This is a genomic window from Streptomyces sp. NBC_01314, from assembly GCF_041435215.1.
GTDB lineage: Bacteria > Actinomycetota > Actinomycetes > Streptomycetales > Streptomycetaceae > Streptomyces.
Map to the genome: position 1 here is coordinate 8743382 of NZ_CP108394.1, position 17161 is coordinate 8760542.

The 17161-nt window shown below is 70.4% G+C and carries 20 protein-coding genes; 13 read left to right on the plus strand and 7 right to left on the minus strand.

What is annotated here, in order from left to right:
* Positions 1-23: 23 nt before the first annotated feature.
* The 3 genes from OG622_RS38450 to moaA all read left to right on the plus strand — a co-directional run bounded on the left by OG622_RS38450 (position 24) and on the right by moaA (position 3141).
* Entirely contained in the window at positions 24-380 is a 357-nt protein-coding gene (locus OG622_RS38450; RefSeq protein WP_371581234.1) for a DUF485 domain-containing protein, read from the plus strand.
* Entirely contained in the window at positions 377-2002 is a 1626-nt protein-coding gene (locus OG622_RS38455) for a cation acetate symporter (RefSeq protein WP_371581235.1), read from the plus strand. Before OG622_RS38450 ends, OG622_RS38455 begins: the two co-directional genes overlap by 4 nt.
* A gap of 149 nt (positions 2003-2151) precedes the next feature.
* A complete protein-coding gene (moaA, locus tag OG622_RS38460; RefSeq protein ID WP_371581236.1) occupies positions 2152-3141 on the plus strand; it encodes a GTP 3',8-cyclase MoaA in 990 nt (329 codons plus the stop codon).
* A 5-nt stretch (positions 3142-3146) separates the two neighbouring features.
* On the opposite strand, the gene OG622_RS38465 is transcribed toward moaA, so the two are convergent.
* Entirely contained in the window at positions 3147-3386 is a 240-nt protein-coding gene (locus tag OG622_RS38465) for a hypothetical protein (protein ID WP_371581237.1), read from the minus strand.
* 208 nt (positions 3387-3594) lie between these two features.
* Positions 3595-4017: a DUF3099 domain-containing protein gene (locus tag OG622_RS38470; RefSeq protein WP_371581238.1), complete on the minus strand. Its 423-nt coding sequence runs from the start codon at positions 4015-4017 to the stop codon at positions 3595-3597.
* A 244-nt stretch (positions 4018-4261) separates the two neighbouring features.
* Between OG622_RS38470 and OG622_RS38475 the strand changes: the two genes are divergently transcribed.
* Positions 4262-4540 (plus strand): GlsB/YeaQ/YmgE family stress response membrane protein, encoded by a 279-nt coding sequence (locus OG622_RS38475; protein ID WP_371581239.1) that lies wholly within the window; start codon positions 4262-4264, stop codon positions 4538-4540.
* Positions 4541-4619: 79 nt separating this feature from the next.
* On the opposite strand, the gene tyrS is transcribed toward OG622_RS38475, so the two are convergent.
* From tyrS to OG622_RS38490, 3 genes are read right to left on the minus strand one after another with little or no spacing between them, the layout of a single operon-like run.
* Positions 4620-5888 (minus strand): tyrosine--tRNA ligase, encoded by a 1269-nt coding sequence (tyrS, locus tag OG622_RS38480; protein WP_371581240.1) that lies wholly within the window; start codon positions 5886-5888, stop codon positions 4620-4622.
* Between the two features lie 43 nt (positions 5889-5931).
* Entirely contained in the window at positions 5932-7335 is a 1404-nt protein-coding gene (locus tag OG622_RS38485; protein ID WP_371581241.1) for a metallopeptidase TldD-related protein, read from the minus strand.
* A complete protein-coding gene (locus tag OG622_RS38490; RefSeq protein ID WP_371581242.1) occupies positions 7332-8855 on the minus strand; it encodes a TldD/PmbA family protein in 1524 nt (507 codons plus the stop codon). The genes OG622_RS38485 and OG622_RS38490 overlap by 4 nt, the downstream gene beginning before the upstream one ends.
* A gap of 488 nt (positions 8856-9343) precedes the next feature.
* Here OG622_RS38490 and OG622_RS38495 point away from each other — a divergent pair, with 488 nt between their 5' ends.
* From OG622_RS38495 to OG622_RS38515, 5 genes are all read left to right on the plus strand, one after another.
* A complete protein-coding gene (locus OG622_RS38495) occupies positions 9344-9790 on the plus strand; it encodes a hypothetical protein (protein WP_371581243.1) in 447 nt (148 codons plus the stop codon).
* Positions 9791-9884: 94 nt separating this feature from the next.
* The gene (locus OG622_RS38500; protein ID WP_371581244.1) at positions 9885-10166 is read left to right on the plus strand and encodes an SEC-C metal-binding domain-containing protein; all 282 of its coding nucleotides are present in this window, start codon (positions 9885-9887) and stop codon (positions 10164-10166) included.
* Between the two features lie 162 nt (positions 10167-10328).
* Complete coding sequence (gene fabG, locus OG622_RS38505) at positions 10329-11048, plus strand: 3-oxoacyl-[acyl-carrier-protein] reductase (RefSeq protein WP_371581245.1); 720 nt, start codon at positions 10329-10331, stop codon at positions 11046-11048.
* Positions 11049-11053: 5 nt separating this feature from the next.
* On the plus strand, positions 11054-11821 hold the full coding sequence (fabI, locus tag OG622_RS38510) for an enoyl-ACP reductase FabI (RefSeq protein ID WP_371581246.1): 768 nt from the start codon (positions 11054-11056) through the stop codon (positions 11819-11821).
* 189 nt (positions 11822-12010) lie between these two features.
* Entirely contained in the window at positions 12011-12388 is a 378-nt protein-coding gene (locus OG622_RS38515) for a hypothetical protein (RefSeq protein ID WP_371581247.1), read from the plus strand.
* Here the strand turns inward: OG622_RS38515 and OG622_RS38520 are convergent.
* Positions 12363-13058 carry a FadR/GntR family transcriptional regulator gene (locus OG622_RS38520; protein ID WP_371581248.1) on the minus strand — a complete coding sequence of 232 codons (696 nt, stop codon included), beginning with the start codon at positions 13056-13058 and terminating at the stop codon, positions 12363-12365. The genes OG622_RS38515 and OG622_RS38520 overlap by 26 nt on opposite strands.
* Before the next feature lie 70 nt (positions 13059-13128).
* Between OG622_RS38520 and OG622_RS38525 the strand changes: the two genes are divergently transcribed.
* From OG622_RS38525 to OG622_RS38540, 4 genes are all read left to right on the plus strand, one after another.
* On the plus strand, positions 13129-14508 hold the full coding sequence (locus OG622_RS38525; RefSeq protein WP_371581249.1) for a CynX/NimT family MFS transporter: 1380 nt from the start codon (positions 13129-13131) through the stop codon (positions 14506-14508).
* 49 nt (positions 14509-14557) lie between these two features.
* A complete protein-coding gene (locus OG622_RS38530) occupies positions 14558-14674 on the plus strand; it encodes an SGM_5486 family transporter-associated protein (RefSeq protein ID WP_005477623.1) in 117 nt (38 codons plus the stop codon).
* 155 nt (positions 14675-14829) lie between these two features.
* A complete protein-coding gene (locus OG622_RS38535; RefSeq protein WP_371581250.1) occupies positions 14830-15045 on the plus strand; it encodes a hypothetical protein in 216 nt (71 codons plus the stop codon).
* A 97-nt stretch (positions 15046-15142) separates the two neighbouring features.
* A complete protein-coding gene (locus tag OG622_RS38540; protein WP_371581251.1) occupies positions 15143-15661 on the plus strand; it encodes a histidine phosphatase family protein in 519 nt (172 codons plus the stop codon).
* Positions 15662-15802: 141 nt separating this feature from the next.
* Here OG622_RS38540 and serB read toward each other — a convergent pair whose 3' ends face one another.
* Complete coding sequence (gene serB, locus OG622_RS38545; protein ID WP_371581252.1) at positions 15803-17014, minus strand: phosphoserine phosphatase SerB; 1212 nt, start codon at positions 17012-17014, stop codon at positions 15803-15805.
* Between the last annotated feature and the right edge of the window lie 147 nt (positions 17015-17161).

The following is a 17161-nucleotide window of genomic DNA, read 5'->3' on the forward strand; positions in this document are numbered from 1 at the left end:
CGGCGGAGACGCGAGGAGACTCCGTGGCAACCGACGCACCGCCCCCCGCGAAGGCCGAACATCATCTCCCCCCACCGGAGGAGTTCGTCGCGGTCCATGAGAGCGCCGAGTTCGCCGAACTGCGCCGCTCCTACCGCTCGTTCGCCTTCCCGCTGACCGTGGCCTTCATCGCCTGGTACCTGCTGTACGTCCTACTCTCCAACTACGCCGGCGACTTCATGGGCACCAAGCTCTTCGGCAACATCAACGTCGCCTTCGTCCTCGGCATCGCCCAGTTCGTCACCACGTTCCTCATCGCCTGGTGGTACTCGCGGCACGCCGCCGCGAAGCTCGACCCCAAGGCCGAGGCGATCAAGTCCCGGATGGAGGGCGGCGCATGAGCCCCGTACAGCAGACAGTCCTCGCGGCCGGAGAAGCCAGTGAGCACCGGCCACTGATCATCACCCTGTTCGGGCTGTTCGTCCTGGCGACCCTCGCCATCACCGTCTGGGCCGGCCGCCAGACCAAGGACGCCGCCGACTTCTACGCGGGCGGACGCCAGTTCAGCGCCTTCCAGAACGGCCTCGCGGTCTCCGGCGACTACATGTCGGCCGCGTCGTTCCTCGGCATCGCGGGCGCCATCGCCCTGTTCGGCTACGACGGCTTCCTCTACTCCATCGGCTTCCTGGTCGCCTGGCTCGTCGCCCTCCTCCTGGTCGCCGAGCCGCTGCGGAACTCCGGCCGCTACACCATGGGCGACGTCCTCGCGTACCGCATGCGCCAGCGTCCCGTCCGCACCGCCGCCGGTACTTCCACGATCGTCGTGTCGATCTTCTACCTGCTGGCCCAGATGGCGGGCGCGGGTGTCCTCGTCTCGCTGCTGCTCGGCATCACCTCGGACTTCGGCAAGGTCCTCATCGTCGCCCTGGTCGGCGTGCTGATGATCGTCTACGTCTCCATCGGCGGCATGAAGGGCACCACCTGGGTCCAGATGGTGAAGGCCGTGCTGCTCATCAGCGGCACGATCCTCATTACGTTCCTGGTGCTGCTGAAGTTCAACTTCAACATCTCCGATCTGCTCGGCACCGCCGCCGAGAACAGCGGCAAGGGCGCCGCCTTCCTGGAGCCCGGCCTCCAGTACGGCGCGACCGGCACCTCCAAGCTGGACTTCATCTCCCTCGGCATCGCCCTGGTCCTCGGCACCGCCGGTCTGCCGCACATCCTGATCCGCTTCTACACGGTGCCCAACGCCAAGGCCGCCCGGAAGTCCGTGAACTGGGCGATCGGCATCATCGGCGGCTTCTACCTGATGACCATCGCGCTCGGCTTCGGCGCCGCCGCGCTGATCTCCCAGGAGGAGATCATCGCCTCCAACCCGTCGGGCAACACGGCGGCCCCCCTGCTCGCCCTGCACCTGGGCGGCGTCGACTCGGCCTGGGGCGCGATCCTGCTGGCCACCATCTCGGCGGTGGCCTTCGCGACGATCCTCGCCGTGGTCGCGGGCCTCACCCTCGCCTCGTCGTCCTCCTTCGCGCACGACATCTACGCCAACGTCATCCGCAAGGGGAAGGCCTCCGGCGCCGAGGAGGTCCGCGCGGCCCGCTGGGCGACCGTCTTCATCGGCATCGTCTCCATCGGCCTGGGCGCCCTCGCCCGCGACCTGAACGTGGCCGGCCTGGTCGCCCTCGCCTTCGCGGTCGCGGCCTCCGCCAACCTGCCGACGATCCTCTACAGCCTCTTCTGGAAGAAGTTCACCACCCAGGGCGCGCTGTGGTCGATCTACGGCGGTCTGATCGTCGCCGTCGGCCTGGTGCTGTTCTCGCCCGTCGTCTCCGGCGACCCGAAGGCGATGTTCCCGGACGTCGACTTCCACTGGTTCCCGCTGAAGAACCCGGGCATCATCTCCATCCCGTTCGGCTTCCTGATGGGCTGGCTGGGCACCGTCCTGTCCAAGGAGAAGCCCGACGCCGACAAGTACGCCGAGCTGGAGGTCCGGTCCCTCACGGGCACCGGAGCCCACTGATCCGGCTCACTCCGCCCGGGGCCGTCGTAGATCTCTACGGCGGCCCCGCGTCGTGTCTCGTGCGAATCGGCCGGTGATGTTGTCAGCGGCGTCACGTAGGCTCGCAGGTGTTGGAGAATCTGTGATCCGCTTCGAGGGAGGGGGCCCACGTGCTCATCGACACCTACGGCCGAGTGGCCACCGACCTGAGGGTCTCGCTGACCGACAGGTGCAATCTGCGCTGCACCTACTGCATGCCCGAGGAGGGCCTGCAGTGGCTGGCCAAGCCCGACCTGCTCACGGACGACGAGATCGTCCGCCTCATAGACATAGCCGTCCGCGTCCTGGGCGTCACGGAGGTCCGCTTCACCGGCGGTGAGCCGCTGCTGCGCCCGGGCCTGGTCGGCATCGTGGAGCGCGTGGCGGCCCTCGCCCCCCGCCCCCAGATGTCCCTGACCACCAACGGCATCGGCCTCAAGCGCACGGCAGCCGCCCTGAAGGCGGCGGGCCTGGACCGGGTGAACGTCTCCCTGGACACCATCCGCCCGGACGTCTTCAAGACCCTCACCCGCCGGGACCGTCACAAGGACGTCCTCGAAGGCCTGGCCGCCGCTCGCGACGCCGGCCTGACCCCCGTCAAGGTCAACTCGGTCCTGATGCCCGGCCTGAACGAGAACGAGGCCCCGGACCTCCTCGCCTGGGCCGTGGAGCACGACTACGAGCTGCGCTTCATCGAGCAGATGCCCCTGGACGCCCAACACGGCTGGAAGCGCGACGGCATGGTGACGGCCGGCGACATCCTGACGTCCCTCCGCACCCGCTTCGACCTCACCCCCGAGGGCTCCGAGATACGCGGCTCGGCCCCGGCGGAACGCTGGCTGGTCGACGGCGGCCCCCACCGCGTCGGCGTCATCGCCTCCGTCACCCGCCCGTTCTGCTCGGCCTGCGACCGCACCCGCCTCACCGCCGACGGCCAGGTCCGCACCTGCCTCTTCGCCCGCGAGGAAACCGACCTCAGGGCCGCGCTGCGCTCCGGCGCCCCCGACGAGGAGATAGCCCGCGTCTGGCGCCTGGCGATGTGGGGCAAGAAGGCGGGAGCAGGCCTGGACGACCCGTCGTTCGTCCAGCCGGACCGCCCCATGTCGGCGATCGGGGGCTGAGCGCTCTACCGCGCCGGGTCCTCCCAGTCGTCCAGCTTCACGACGTCCTTCAGGAACCCCCGCACCCCCAGGAACTGCGACAGGTGCTCCCGGTGCTCGTCGCACGCGAGCCATGTCTTACGGCGCTCCGGCGTGTGCAGCTTCGGGTTGTTCCAGGCGAGCACCCAGACCGCGTCGGCACGACAGCCCTTGGCCGAACAGACGGGGGAGGACGGATCGGAGCCGGGGACGTTGAGGATGTTCACACGTCGACCCTAGCCGCAGAAAAGGCGACGCCGAGCAGCCACGGGGGGAGCTGCCCGGCGTCGGTCTGTCGCTCCGACGGGGGATGCGGAGCGCGTACGAAGTATGTCACGGGTAGGCCTCTGCCCGGCACAGGAACTACATGATTGATCTGAGCATTTCTTGAGCTTGGCGGGTGATTCGATTCCGCTTCGTCCGGATTCCCGGTGCTCAGGCCCGCTCGCGCGGCTCACTGCGCCGACCGTCCGCAGGATCGGCCGCGGCGTCTTCCGGGACGGATTCCGCGGAGCGTCCCTCGGCCCCGAATTCGGCCGAGGCGGAGGGGCCCGTCTCCTGTGGCGGCGTGATCATCGGACGCATGGGCGCACGCACGAACGTGGACGGCAGCGAGGGCGCGTTCTCCCGGCCCGCGTTGGCGATCACCACGGAGATGTACGGCAACACCGCGCCGAGCACGAGCGCGACGACCGCGACGTGCCGTTCGACGTTCCAGAGAACCGCGGCGGCGATCACCGCGAGAGTGCGGACGGACATCGAGATGATGTAGCGACGCTGCCGGCCGCGCACGTCGTCGGCGAGGCCCTGCCGGGCGCCTGTGATCCGGAAGACCTCGACGTTGCTCTGCTTCCGCATCACGTTCCACCACCCGCCTGTATCGGACGCTCCCCGGTCCGTGCCCCACCCGCGCCCGCTTCCTGGACGCGGCCTGGACAGGCTCCACGTTACGCCGCGTCTGCGCCGCCTACGAGACCGGGTCACTTCCACGGGGGTGGAGGAAATCCGCCGTAGCGCGTACGGCCGTGCCCGACATGCGGCGTATCGGAGGCGGGCCGACACTGGGCGTAATGCTCACGTCGAGCCGTACGAGGAGGCAGCCATGGGCTGGTTGTGGGCGATCATCGTGGGATTCGTACTCGGCCTGCTGGCCAAGGCGATCATTCCGGGCAAGCAGCACAGCCCGCTCTGGCTCACGACGATCTTCGGCATTCTGGGCGCCGTCGTCGGCAACGCGATCGCGCGTGGCTTCGGGGTCGAGGAGACCTCCGGCATCGACTGGACCCGCCACGCCTTCCAGCTGATCGCCGCGATCGTCATCGTGGCCCTGGGCGACATGGCCTACATGGCGACCCTGGGCAAGAACAAACAACGAACCTGAGCCCCGAAAAGGGCGCGGGGAACGGCGCGACAAGCCACGACGAAGCGGCACCCGCCAGATCCCCACGCCCCTGCGGAGCCTAGGCCCCAGTCACCTCGACGGCGGCCAGGTTCTTCTTTCCGCGCCGCAACACCAGCCACCGCCCGTGAATCAGCTCCTCCCGGGAGGGAACCGCGTCCTCGGCGGTGACCTTGACGTTGTTCACGTAGGCTCCACCCTCCTTCACGGTCCGTCGCCCCGCGGACTTGCTCGGCACCAGCCCGACCTCCGCGAGGAGATCGACGACCGTCGCCAGCTCGGCGACCTTCGCGTGCGGCAGCTCGGACAGCGCCGCGGCCAGCGTCCTCTCGTCCAGCTCGGCCAGGTCGCCCTGTCCGAAGAGCGCGCGGGACGCGGCGATCACGGCGGCGGTCTGCTCGGCCCCGTGCACCAGCGTCGTCAGCTCCTCGGCCAGCGCACGCTGCGCGGCCCGCGCCTGCGGCCGCTCCTCCGTCTGCTTCTCCAGCTCCTCGAGTTCCTCGCGGGACCTGAAGGACAGGATCCGCAGGTACCGCGTCACGTCACGGTCGTCCACGTTCAGCCAGAACTGGTAGAACGCGTACGGCGTCGTCATCTCCGGGTCGAGCCAGACGGCGCCGCCCTCGGTCTTGCCGAACTTGGTGCCGTCCGCCTTGGTCATCAGCGGCGTCGCCACCGCGTGCGCCTCGACGCCGGGCTCCATCCGGTGGATCAGGTCCAGGCCGGCCGTGAGGTTGCCCCACTGGTCGCTGCCGCCCTGCTGGAGCGTGCAGCCGTACCTGCGGTAGAGCTGGAGGAAGTCCATGCCCTGGAGGATCTGGTAGCTGAACTCGGTGTAGCTGATGCCCTGGTCGGACTCCAGACGACGGGCGACGGAGTCCTTCGTCAGCATCTTGTTGACGCGGAAGTGCTTGCCGATGTCCCGCAGGAACTCGATGGCGGAGAGGCCCTCGGTCCAGTCGAGGTTGTTGACCATGACGGCCGCGTTCTCACCCTCGAAGGACAGGAACGGCTCGATCTGGGCACGCAGCCTGCCGACCCAGCCCGCGACCGTCTCCGGGTCGTTCAGCGTGCGCTCCGCCGTGGGGCGGGGGTCACCGATCAGGCCCGTCGCGCCGCCGACCAGCGCCAGCGGCCGGTGCCCGGCCTGCTGGAGCCGGCGCACGGTGAGCACCTGCACGAGATGCCCGACATGCAGGGACGGCGCGGTCGGGTCGAAACCGCAATAGAACGTGACGGGACCGTCCGCGAGCGCCTTGCGCAAAGCGTCCTCGTCGGTGGACAGGGCGAACAGCCCCCGCCACTTCAGCTCGTCGACGATGTCCGTCACGGTTCTCGTGTCTCCTTGATTGAGCTCGTAATCAGGTACGAGGTTATACGCCCTGGCTGACAGAACTCATATTGAAATCCGGCACCCGCAGCGCCGGCATCGCGGCCCTGGTGAAGTAGTCGCTCCACTCGCGCGGCAGTGTCTTCTCCGTGCGCCCGGCCTCCGTGGCCCGGCCGAGCAGGTCCACCGGCGACTCGTTGAACCGGAAGTTGTTGACCTCACCCGTCACCTCGCCGTTCTCCACGAGGTAGACGCCGTCCCGGGTCAGCCCGGTCAGCAGCAGCGTCGCCGGGTCGACCTCGCGGATGTACCACAGGCAGGTCAGCAGCAGCCCGCGCTCCGTGGCGGCGACCATCTCCTCCAGGGAGCGGTCCTCGCCGCCGTCCAGGATCAGGTTGCCGATCGTCGGCACCACCGGCAGCCCGGTCAGCCCCGCGCTGTGCCGGGTGGTCGGCAGGTGCGCGATCTCGCCCCCGCTGATCCACTCGGTCTCCTTCAGCGGCAGGCCGTTGTCGAACACCGAGCTGTCGCCGCCGGAGGCGTGGGCCAGCACGAACGGCGCCGACTCCAGGCCCGGCTCGTCCGGGTCGCTGCGCAGGGTCAGCGGCAGGTCGGTCAACCGCTCGCCGATCCGGGTACCGCCACCGGGCTTGCTGAACACCGTCCGGCCCTCGGCCGCGTCCCGAGCCGACGCCGACCACATCTGGTAGATCAGCAGGTCCGCCACCGCCGTGGGCGGCAGCAGCGTCTCGTACCGCCCGGCGGGCAGCGGTACCCGTCGCTCGGCCCAGCCCAGCCGTACGGCCAGCTCCGCGTCCAGGACCGCCGGGTCGACGTCCTTGAAGTCCCGCGTGGAGCGCCCCGCCCAGGCCGAGCGCTTGCGGTCCGGGGACTTGGCGTTCAGCTCCAGCGTTCCGTTCGGCTGGTCGTGCCGCAGCCGCAGCCCCGTGGACGTACCGAGGTAGCTCGACACCAGTTCGTGGTTGGCGAAGCCGTACAGCTCGCGGCCGCCCGCACGCGCGCGTGCGAACGACTCCCCGAGCGCCGGCGCGAAGTCGGCGAACACGTCGGAGGAGGTCTCGGCGGGCGCGTCCGTGAAGTCGGGGGAGTGTGCCACGCCCGTGACCAGCGGCTGGGCGTCCTCGGCGGGTCCGGCGCCGCGCGCGGCGGCCTCGGCGGCCCGCACCAGCGGCTCCAGCTCCGCGGCGGTCACGGCGGACCGCGACACGACCCCGGAGGCGGTGCCCTCCTTGCCGTCGACGGTGGCGACGACGGTCACCGACCGGCCCCGGGTGACCCCGTTCGTGGTCAGCGCGTTGCCCGCCCAGCGCAGGTTCGCCGTCGAGTACTCGTCGGCGATCACCACACAGCCGTCGGCCCGCGACAGCTCAAGAGCGCGCTCGACGATCTCGTGCGGCTTGTGCGCCTTGTTGTTCCCCGCGCTCATCGACCGGCCTCCTGCGTGGTGTTCAGAATGTTGACGCCCTTGAAGAGGGCCGACGGGCAGCCGTGCGACACCGCGGCGACCTGGCCCGGCTGAGCCTTCCCACAGTTGAACGCACCGCCCAGGACGTACGTCTGCGGCCCGCCCACGGCCGCCATGGAACCCCAGAAGTCGGTCGTCGTCGCCTGGTACGCGACGTCCCGCAGCTGCCCGGCGATCCGCCCGTTCTCGATCCTGAAGAACCGCTGACCGGTGAACTGGAAGTTGTACCGCTGCATGTCGATGGACCACGACCGGTCCCCGACGACATAGATCCCCCGGTCGACCCCGCCGATCAGATCCTCGGTGGACATCCCGGCCGGGTCCGGCCGCAGCGACACGTTGGCCATGCGCTGCACCGGCACATGCCCGGGGGAGTCGGCGTACGCGCAACCGTTGGAGCGTCCGAGGTCGGTCAACTTCGCGATACGGCGGTCGAGTTGATAGCCGACAAGGGTGCCGTCCTTCACCAGGTCCCAGTTCTGGCCCTCCACCCCCTCGTCGTCGTACCCGATGGTCGCCAGGCCGTGCTCGGCGGTGCGGTCACCGGTGACGTTCATCAGCTCGGAGCCGTAACGCAGCTTGCCGAGCTTGTCGAAGGTGGCGAAGGAGGTGCCGGCGTACGCGGCCTCGTAGCCGAGCGCGCGGTCCAGCTCGGTGGCGTGGCCGATGGACTCGTGAATGGTCAGCCACAGGTTGGACGGGTCGACGACCAGGTCGTAGACACCGGACGTGACGCTCGGCGCCCGCATCTTCTCGGCGAGCAGCTCCGGGATCCGCGCCAGCTCGTCGTCCCAGTCCCAGCCGGTGCCCGTCAGGTACTCCCAGCCGCGCCCGACCGGCGGCGCCAGCGTGCGCATCGAGTCGAACTCACCGCTGGACTCGTCGACCGACACGGCGGTCAGCGCCGGATGCAGCCGTACGCGCTGCTGGGTGGTCACGGTGCCGGCGGTGTCCGCGTAGAACTTGTTCTCGTGCACCGTGAGCAGGGAGGCGTCCACATGGTTGATCCCGTCGGCCGCCAGCAGCCGCGTGCTCCACTCCGTGAGCAGCGCGGTCTTCTCCTCGTCGGGGACGGTGAACGGATCGATCCCGTACGAGGAGATCCAGGTCTTCTCCGCGTGCACCGGCTCGTCCGCCAGCTCCACCCGCTCGTCGGACCCGGCGGCCTTGATGACCCGCGCGGACAGCTGGGCCATCGCCACGGCCTGCGAGGCGACCTTCGCGGCGGCGTCCATCGTCAGGTCCACCCCGGACGCGAACCCCCAGGTCCCGCCGTGCACCACCCGCACCGCGTACCCGAGATCCGTCGTGTCCGACGACCCGGCCGGCTTCGCGTCCCGCAGCCGCCAGGAGGCACTGCGCACCCGCTCGAACCGGAAGTCCGCGTGGTCGGCGCCCAGGGCACGGGCGCGGGCCAGCGCGGCGTCGGCGAGAGCCCGTAGGGGGAGTGCCAGGAACGACTGATCGACTTCATGGGGCACGGGTGGGGTTCCCTTCGGGCTTGCCTGTGGTGACCGTCGGAGGCAGTGAATCATGGGGCACAGACAAACGGGCGGACACGGGAAACCAACTCCCGTGCCTGCCGCGAACCAGTGATCGGACCGCTGGAACGATGCCCCTGTGCCGTGACCCGGCGACTGGTCTGCTCTTCGGACCACGGCGGGAGTTGACGCTCGAACCACCGCCCGCGCGTACCCTCAGGCTGCGACCACCCCGGGCACCGTCCGACACTCGTACGCGTACAAAAAGATGGCCTCCTCCCCACCACCCCGGGCGCATGCCGGCGCCACCGGCTCAAGAGGCCGTCACCGTAAGCGCGTTCGTCCAACACCCGTCGTACCACCCGGACCGGTGACCGCGGAACGTTCCTCCTCCGCCCCAACCGGAGCCCTACTACCCCGAGGCCCCGGGAGCAGTTGCTCCGTGAGGCCGCCAGGCATGGCTCGACGCCGGCGAGCACGAGCGGGCGGTGGCGCTCTACGAGCGGCTGCTCGACCCGGAGTCGGGCGGCTGTCAGGAGCCGGACAGCGTGGACGCCTGGCGCATCGACGCACTGTGGTACGCCGGGCGTGAGGACGACGCTCGGGCGGCGGCTGCCGCGTTCCGCGCGCGGCGTCCCCGGGTCGCGGATGCCTGGAGCGTCGTCGCCCAGGTCTTCGGGGCAGGAGACGACACGGCGAAGGCCGCCGAGTGGTACACGGCCGGCATCACGCACTCCTTGGGCGTCGGCGCCCCCGTGACGGCGGACGTGGTCGCCGACGCCCCGGACTCCTTCGGTCTGCAGGAACTCGTCATCGGCCGGCACCGGGTGCGACGCCTGCTGGGCGAACCGCACGACGACTGGCCCTGCGGGCCGAGTTCGAGGCGCTCCCGGGCGAGCACGACGAAGGTGAACAGGCGGTCTCCGGCCCGGTGAAGAACCGCGTCCCGTTCTGGCCGTCCGACGAGTTCGCGCGACTGCTCCAGCGTCGGCCGTCGGCCGTCGGCCGCGGACGCGTACGGCGACGACCATGGCGGACATCGCCTCCAGGTCGAACGCACGCTGCGTGAGCTGTCCGACGCGGGCGCCCCGCGCCTGGCGGTCGATCGGGCATCGTCGAGTGGCCTCACGGCGTATCTGGAGGCAGAGGGAAGAGGTTCCCCCGACACTTCGGCGGCCCGGTCCGCGTACGCCGCCGAGCCGGCCCGCAGTGGGCAGGCGACCCGACTGGCCGCCTCCGCGCAACGGACCCTGCTGGTGCGGTTCGGAGCGCGAGTACAAGAAGTGCTGTGGGGGTTCCGCGCTCATGTGATCTTCCGGTGACGCATCGCACCGACACGTTCCGCGACGTGGTGCTGTCTGTGGGAACCCCACAGACAGCACCACGTCGCCCTGTCGCTGTCGTAATCGGTACCCGGCTCGGCGGGCGGATAGGTTCGAGTGGTACCAGACCTCAGAACGAAAGGGTGATCCGTTGAGCCGCTCGGTTCTCGTCACCGGAGGCAACCGGGGCATCGGCCTCGCCATCGCCCGCGCGTTCGCCGACGCCGGCGACAAGGTCGCCATCACGTACCGCTCGGGGGAGCCGCCGGCCGCCCTCACAGAGTTGGGCTGCCTGGCCGTCAAGTGCGACATCACCGACTCCGAGCAGGTGGAGCAGGCCTACAAGGAGGTCGAGGCGCAGCACGGCCCGGTCGAGGTCCTGATCGCCAACGCCGGCGTCACCAAGGACCAGCTTCTGATGCGCATGTCCGAGGAGGACTTCACCTCGGTCATCGACACCAACCTCACGGGCACCTTCCGGGTCGTCAAGCGCGCCAACCGCGGCATGCTGCGGGCGAAGAAGGGCCGCGTCGTCCTCATCTCCTCGGTCGTGGGTCTCTACGGTTCGCCCGGTCAGGCCAACTACGCCGCCTCCAAGGCCGCCCTGGTCGGCTTCGCGCGCTCCCTCGCCCGTGAGCTGGGCTCGCGCAACATCACCTTCAACGTCGTCGCCCCCGGCTTCGTCGACACGGACATGACCAAGGTGCTCACCGACGAGCAGCGCGCGGGCATCGTGAAGCAGGTGCCGCTCGGCCGGTACGCGCAGCCCGAGGAGGTCGCCGCGACGGTGCGGTTCCTCGCCTCGGACGACGCCTCGTACATCACTGGAGCCGTCATCCCCGTAGACGGCGGACTGGGAATGGGTCACTGATCACCATGAGTGGAATCCTCGAGGGCAAGCGCGTCCTGATCACCGGTGTGCTGATGGAGTCCTCCATCGCCTTCCACACCGCCAAGCTGGCCCAGGAGCAGGGCGCCGAGATCATCCTGACCGCGTTCCCGCGGCCCACGCTGACCGAGCGCATCGCCAGGAAGCTCCCCAAGCCCACCAAGGTCATCGAGCTCGATGTCACCAACGACGAGCACCTCGGCCGCCTGGCCGACATCGTCGGCGAGGAGCTGGGCGGCCTCGACGGCGTCGTCCACTCCATCGGCTTCGCCCCGCAGGACGCCCTCGGCGGCAACTTCCTGAACACGCCGTTCGAGTCCGTCGCCACCGCGATGCACGTCTCGGCGTACTCCCTGAAGTCGCTGACCATGGCCTGCCTGCCGCTGATGCAGAACGGCGGCTCGGTCGTCGGCCTCACCTTCGACGCGAAGTTCGCCTGGCCGCAGTACGACTGGATGGGACCGGCCAAGGCCGCCCTGGAGGCCACCAGCCGTTACATCGCCCGCGACCTGGGCAAGCAGCACATCCGCTGCAACCTCGTCTCCGCCGGCCCCCTCGCCTCCATGGCCGCCAAGTCCATCCCGGGCTTCGGCGAGCTGGCCGCCGTGTGGGACGACCGCTCGCCCCTGGAGTGGGACCTCAAGGACCCGGAGCCGGCCGGCAAGGGCGTCGTCGCCCTGCTGAGCGACTGGTTCCCGAAGACCACCGGCGAGATCATCCACGTCGACGGCGGGCTGCACGCGATCGGCGCCTGAGCGCTGCCGCTGAAGGCTCCACGACGGCACGACGGTACGAGGGCGCGCATCCATTCGGGTGCGCGCCCTCGCCGTACTCCTCTGCGCCGGGATCATCACTCGTTCGGCTTATCCGGCGGGCCACCCGGGCCGGGTGCCGCGCACGCTGGACGTACACCGCTCAGCCACTCGGCCGAGGAGGTCCCCCTTGTGCGCATCTCCCGCAGCATCGCCCCAGCGGTCGTCGCCCTGGCTCTCGTACTCACCCTCCCGTCCGAGTCGGCACCGCACGCGCGCGTGGAGGCCGGAGAGCGGCACGCGCGCGTAGTGGTGGACGACAACAAGCCCGACCCGTTCGGGGCGGCCTGCCACAGCACCGTCACCGGCTCCCAGGTGATCGCGCACTGCTACAACCCCTACGTCGCCGTCGACCACGTCCGGCTGCACATCGAGTGCGCGCGGTGGTGGGACATCGACAGTGACAGCGCCGCGGTCGCGACGGGCCCCGCACGGACCGTACGGCTCACCGGGCGCTGCTGGAAGGAAGTCCGCTCGGTCTGGTTCAGCCACGGGCGGGGGGAGGGCTGACCCGTCCCGGACGGCAGTGGAACGGATACCCGGCAGCCTCCGCCGCGGCGGATTCCGCGTCGCCCGCGCGGACGGCGTCCACGAGCCGGGCGTGGTCCATGTACGTCTCCGGGGTCAGCTCCTCGCCCACGTCACCGCGCAGCCAGTCCCGCAGCACCTCGCCCAGGTCCGCGTAGACGGTCGTCATGACGTCGTTGTGGGACGCGGCCACGACCGCCATGTGGAAGGTCGCGTCGGCGGTCACGAAGGCCTCCGCGTCGCCCGACTCCCAGGCCTCCTCACGCCGGGCCAGGAGCGTGTCCAGCTGCTTCAGGTCCTTCTCGGTGCGCCGCTCGGCCGCCAGCTTCGCCGCGCTCGACTCCAGGGCGGAGCGCAGCTCGGCGATGTGGGTCGGATCGGCGTCCGCGAAGCGGCGGTGCATCACGCCCGCGAGTTCGCTGGTCGCGGCGACGTACGTGCCGGAGCCCTGGCGGATGTCCAGCAGGCCGTTGTGCGCGAGCGCCCGGACGGCCTCGCGGACGGTGTTCCGGGCGACGCCCAGCTGCTCGACCAGCTCGGGCTCGGTGGGGATGCGGGAGCCGACCGGCCACTCGCCCGAGGTGATCTGGTTCCTCAGCGCGGCGATGACCTGCTCGGACAGCGCCGATCGGCGGGGATGGCTCAGCGGCATGGCACACCTTCGCACGGACGGGCCGACCGGGAGTGGTCGGGCCATGGACAACCAATCATCCTATGATTCTATGATGGGTGGCATGGTGAGCAAGGAGACCCTGACGCCGACAGTCGCACCCGCACGAGTCGCACCTGAACGAGCCCCATCCGCACGAATCGCACCCGAACGAGCCGCACCCGCACGAGTCGCGCCCGAACAGGCCCGAGCCGACCCGCGGACCGGGCCTCCGGCGCGGGGCACGCGCGCGTGGACGACGCGACTGGTGGTCGTGGGCATCGTCCTGACGGCCCTCAACCTCCGCCCCGCCATCACCAGCCTCGGGGCCCTCCTCGAAGAGGTGCGCGTCGGTCTCGGCATGAGCGGCAGCGTCGCCGGCCTTCTCACCTCCGTACCACCGCTCTGCTTCGCCGTCTTCGGCGCCATGGCGCCCCGGCTCGCCCGCCGCTTCGGCCCGGCCGCCGTCGTCTGCGCCGGTATGGTCGCGATCGCCGGGGGCCTGCTGATCCGGCCGTACGCGGGCGGTACGGCCGGTTTTCTGGCCGCGAGCGCCCTCGCCCTGATGGGCATCGCCGTCAGCAACGTCCTGATGCCGGTCATCGTCAAGCGCTGGTTCCCCGACCGGGTCGGCTCCATGACGGGCCTCTACTCCATGGCCCTCGCCCTCGGCACCTCCGCCGCCGCGGCCGTCACCGTGCCCATGACCGCGGCCCTGGGCGGGAGTTGGCGGACGGGCCTGGCCGTATGGGCGGTCCTCGCGGCGGCGGCCGTGGTGCCGTGGCTGCCGTTCGTACGCAACCGGGGCGCCGGCTCCGCCGGGCGGGCCGGGGCGGCGCAGGCCCCCGTACGCGAGGAAGGGCCCGCGCCGCGCATCACCCGGAGCCGTACCGCCTGGGCGCTCGCCGTGTTCTTCGGGCTCCAGGCGACCGCCGCCTACATCACGATGGGATGGATGGCGCAGATCTTCCGGGACGCGGGGGTCCCGGCCGGCACGGCGGGACTGCTGCTGGCCGTCACGATGGTGATGGGTGTCCCGCTGGCCTTCGTGATCCCCCGGCTCGCCACCCGGCTGCCCCACCAGGGGCCGATCGCGGTCGCCCTGGGCGTCTGCGGGCTCCTCGGGTACGGCGGCCTCTACCTCGCCCCTGCCGAGGGAGCCTGGGCGTGGGCGATGCTGATCGGCATCGCCAACTGCTCCTTCCCGCTGGCGCTCACCATGGTCGGCATGCGGGCCCGCACCGGCGCCGGGGTGGTCAAGCTGTCCGCCTTCGCGCAGAGCACGGGCTACCTGATCTCGATCCCCGGCCCGCTCCTCGTCGGTGTCCTCTACCAGCACAGCGGCGGCTGGGGCCTGCCCCTCGCCCTCATGGCCGCCCTCATGCTCCCGCAGATCGCGGCGGGCATCCTGGCAGGCCGTGACCGGGTGGTGGAGGACGAGGCGGCCCGCTGAGCCACACCCCGGCGGCTCCACGGCGGGTCGGGGGTGCGAGACTGGGCGCATGCCAGTGCTCGACCCGAACCCCCAGAACGGCCAGAAGAAGATGCTCCTGGTCTTCGGCTCGTTCCTCGCCATCTTCGTCGTCATCGGGATCATCGCGGCCATCGCGTCACCCTGAGTGCCGAGGGGTGGGGATAACCCCCCGTCCCCTAGGGGGCGAGTCTCAGGGTGAAGTGGGTGGATCACCGGATGGGCCGAGGCGCTCGGATTCCGTAGCTTCGAGATGTGGCCGCGAAAACGGGCCGCAGACCACCCGGAGACCACGGAGGCGGCATGTCGGCCCCTACGCACACCCGACCCCACCCGGCGACCACGGGCGGCGTCGACATCCGGCTCCCCTGGTGGGCGGTGGCCCTGCCCGCCCTCGCCTTCGCCGCTCTCCTCCTGCTGATCCTCGACCCCGCGCAGGCCCGGGCGGCGAGCGGCGACCCCATGATCGGCCACGTCCTGGAGCGGATCCAGCAGGCCCTGCTGAGCCACGCGCTGTGACGACCGACCAGCCCACCGGAAGCACATGTACCGCAGCCGGGTATCCGCACTTCAACTCCCTGCGCCCCATGGCCTGTTTCGTGCGAAGCTGGGACACATGAGCGTCGCAGAACCCCGCAGGATCGTCCTCTTCCGGCATGCGAAGGCCGACTGGCCACAGGTCTCCGACCACGAGCGGCCGCTCGCCGACCGGGGCCGCATGGACGCCGCCGTCGCCGGGCGCAAGCTGGCCGACTCCGGCATCCCCCTCGACCTGGCCCTCTGCTCCACCGCCGTACGGACCCGCGAGACCTGGAAGCTCGCTGTCCACGAACTGCCCGAGCGGCCGAAAACGGTCTACGAGGAGCGGATCTACGACGCCTCGCCCGGCGAGCTGATCGCCCTGCTCAACGAGACCCCGGACGACGCGCAGAACGTGGTCCTGATCGGGCACAACCCCGGAATCCAGGGCCTCGCCGACATCCTCGCCGGCAGCGCCGAGGGCGACACCCGCGAGCGGATGAACCGCCGCGGCTTCCCGACCGCCGCCTTCGCCGTGCTCTCCTTCGAGGGCGCCTGGAAGAGCCTGGAGCCGGGCGCGACCACGCTGGCCGACTACTGGGCGCCGTCGGAGTAACACCCGGCCGCGCGGCCCCACCGGCACCCGGTACGACAGCGGCCCGGCACCACTGTGGTGCCGGGCCTTCCCGCGCATACGGGCGCGCGCCGCACAACACCGAGCGGGCCGGGCAAACTCACGGCCCGGTCGTACGCCCCGCTACTCCTCGTCGTGTGTGTCCGCCGCCTCGACCTCTTCCCGGGTCACCCCGAGGAGGTACAGCACGGTGTCGAGGAAGGGGAAGTTCACCGCGGTGTGCGCGGCCCGGCGGACGACCGGCTTGGCGTTGAAGGCGACGCCGAGGCCGGCGGCGTTGAGCATGTCGAGGTCGTTGGCACCGTCGCCGATCGCCACGGTCTGTGCCAGTGGCACCCCCGCCTCGGCGGCGAACCGGCGCAGCAGCCGTGCCTTGCCCGCGCGGTCGACGATCTCCCCGACGACCTTGCCGGTGAGCCTGCCGTCGACGATCTCCAGCGTGTTGGCCTGCGCGAAGTCGAGCCCCAGCCGTTCCTTGAGGTCGTCCGTGACCTGGGTGAACCCGCCCGAGACAACGCCGACCTGGAAGCCGAGCCGCTTCAGCGTGCGGATCAGCGTACGCGCCCCCGGTGTGAGCACGACCTCGCCGCGTACCTTCTCCACCACCGAGGCGTCGAGCCCCTCCAGCAGAGCCACCCGCGCGTGCAGCGACTGCTCGAAGTCCAGCTCGCCGCGCATCGCGGCCGCGGTCACCTCGGCGACCTCCTTCTCGCACCCGGCGTGCGCGGCGAAGAGCTCGATCACCTCGTCCTGGATGAGGGTGGAGTCCACGTCCATGACCACCAGCCGCTGCGCCCGCCGGTGCAGCCCCGCCGCGACCACGGCCACATCCACGCCCAGCGCCACCGACTCGGTGACCAGCGCGGTCCGCAGCGTCTCCGGGTCCGCGCCGGAAACCGCGAACTCCACTGCCGTCACCGGGTACTTGGCGAGCCGGAAGATACGGTCGATGTTGCCGCCGGTCGCGGTTATCCGGGCGGCGATGCGGGCGGTGGACTCGGCGGTCAACGGGTGGCCGAGGACGGTGACGTGCGAGCGGCCGAGGCCACGGGGCCGGTTGTCGCCCAGGCCGGAGATGATCTCCGCCTGCATCTTCATCGACTCCGCCCAGCTGTGGACGGTCGCCCGCAGGTCGCCCTCCTGCCCGGCGGGCGGCTCGGTCACGAGCGCGCACAGCACGATCCGGCCACGGGTGACGACCTGCTCGATGTCGACCACGTCGACGGAGTAAGCGGCGAGGGTGTCGAACAGCCCGGCGGTGATCCCCGGCCGGTCCTTGCCGAAGATCTTGACGAGGATGGTGGGGACGTCAGAGTAGGTCTGCGAAGCGCTCATGATGTGCCAACCGTATCCGGCGCCCGTGCCTTTCGCCCCTGAGGTTCGCCCAGCGGACGGAGAACACTGGGTTACCAGTGACTGAAGGCGCACCCGGATCGTGCACGACGCCCCCGGACAGTCCCTCGGATCACCCCGTCGTCCTCG

Coding starts and splice junctions, on each gene's coding strand:
- OG622_RS38475 (WP_371581239.1), top strand. CDS start 4,262: ATGGGCTGGTTGTGGGCGATCATCGTGGGATTCGTACTCGGCCTGCTG.
- OG622_RS38540 (WP_371581251.1), top strand. CDS start 15,143: ATGAGCGTCGCAGAACCCCGCAGGATCGTCCTCTTCCGGCATGCGAAG.
- fabI (WP_371581246.1), top strand. CDS start 11,054: ATGAGTGGAATCCTCGAGGGCAAGCGCGTCCTGATCACCGGTGTGCTG.
- OG622_RS38485 (WP_371581241.1), bottom strand. CDS start 7,335: ATGAGCGCGGGGAACAACAAGGCGCACAAGCCGCACGAGATCGTCGAG.
- OG622_RS38455 (WP_371581235.1), top strand. CDS start 377: ATGAGCCCCGTACAGCAGACAGTCCTCGCGGCCGGAGAAGCCAGTGAG.
- OG622_RS38470 (WP_371581238.1), bottom strand. CDS start 4,017: ATGCGGAAGCAGAGCAACGTCGAGGTCTTCCGGATCACAGGCGCCCGG.
- OG622_RS38500 (WP_371581244.1), top strand. CDS start 9,885: ATGGCGGACATCGCCTCCAGGTCGAACGCACGCTGCGTGAGCTGTCCG.
- OG622_RS38525 (WP_371581249.1), top strand. CDS start 13,129: ATGATGGGTGGCATGGTGAGCAAGGAGACCCTGACGCCGACAGTCGCA.
- serB (WP_371581252.1), bottom strand. CDS start 17,014: ATGAGCGCTTCGCAGACCTACTCTGACGTCCCCACCATCCTCGTCAAG.
- OG622_RS38520 (WP_371581248.1), bottom strand. CDS start 13,058: ATGCCGCTGAGCCATCCCCGCCGATCGGCGCTGTCCGAGCAGGTCATC.
- OG622_RS38535 (WP_371581250.1), top strand. CDS start 14,830: ATGTCGGCCCCTACGCACACCCGACCCCACCCGGCGACCACGGGCGGC.
- OG622_RS38530 (WP_005477623.1), top strand. CDS start 14,558: ATGCCAGTGCTCGACCCGAACCCCCAGAACGGCCAGAAGAAGATGCTC.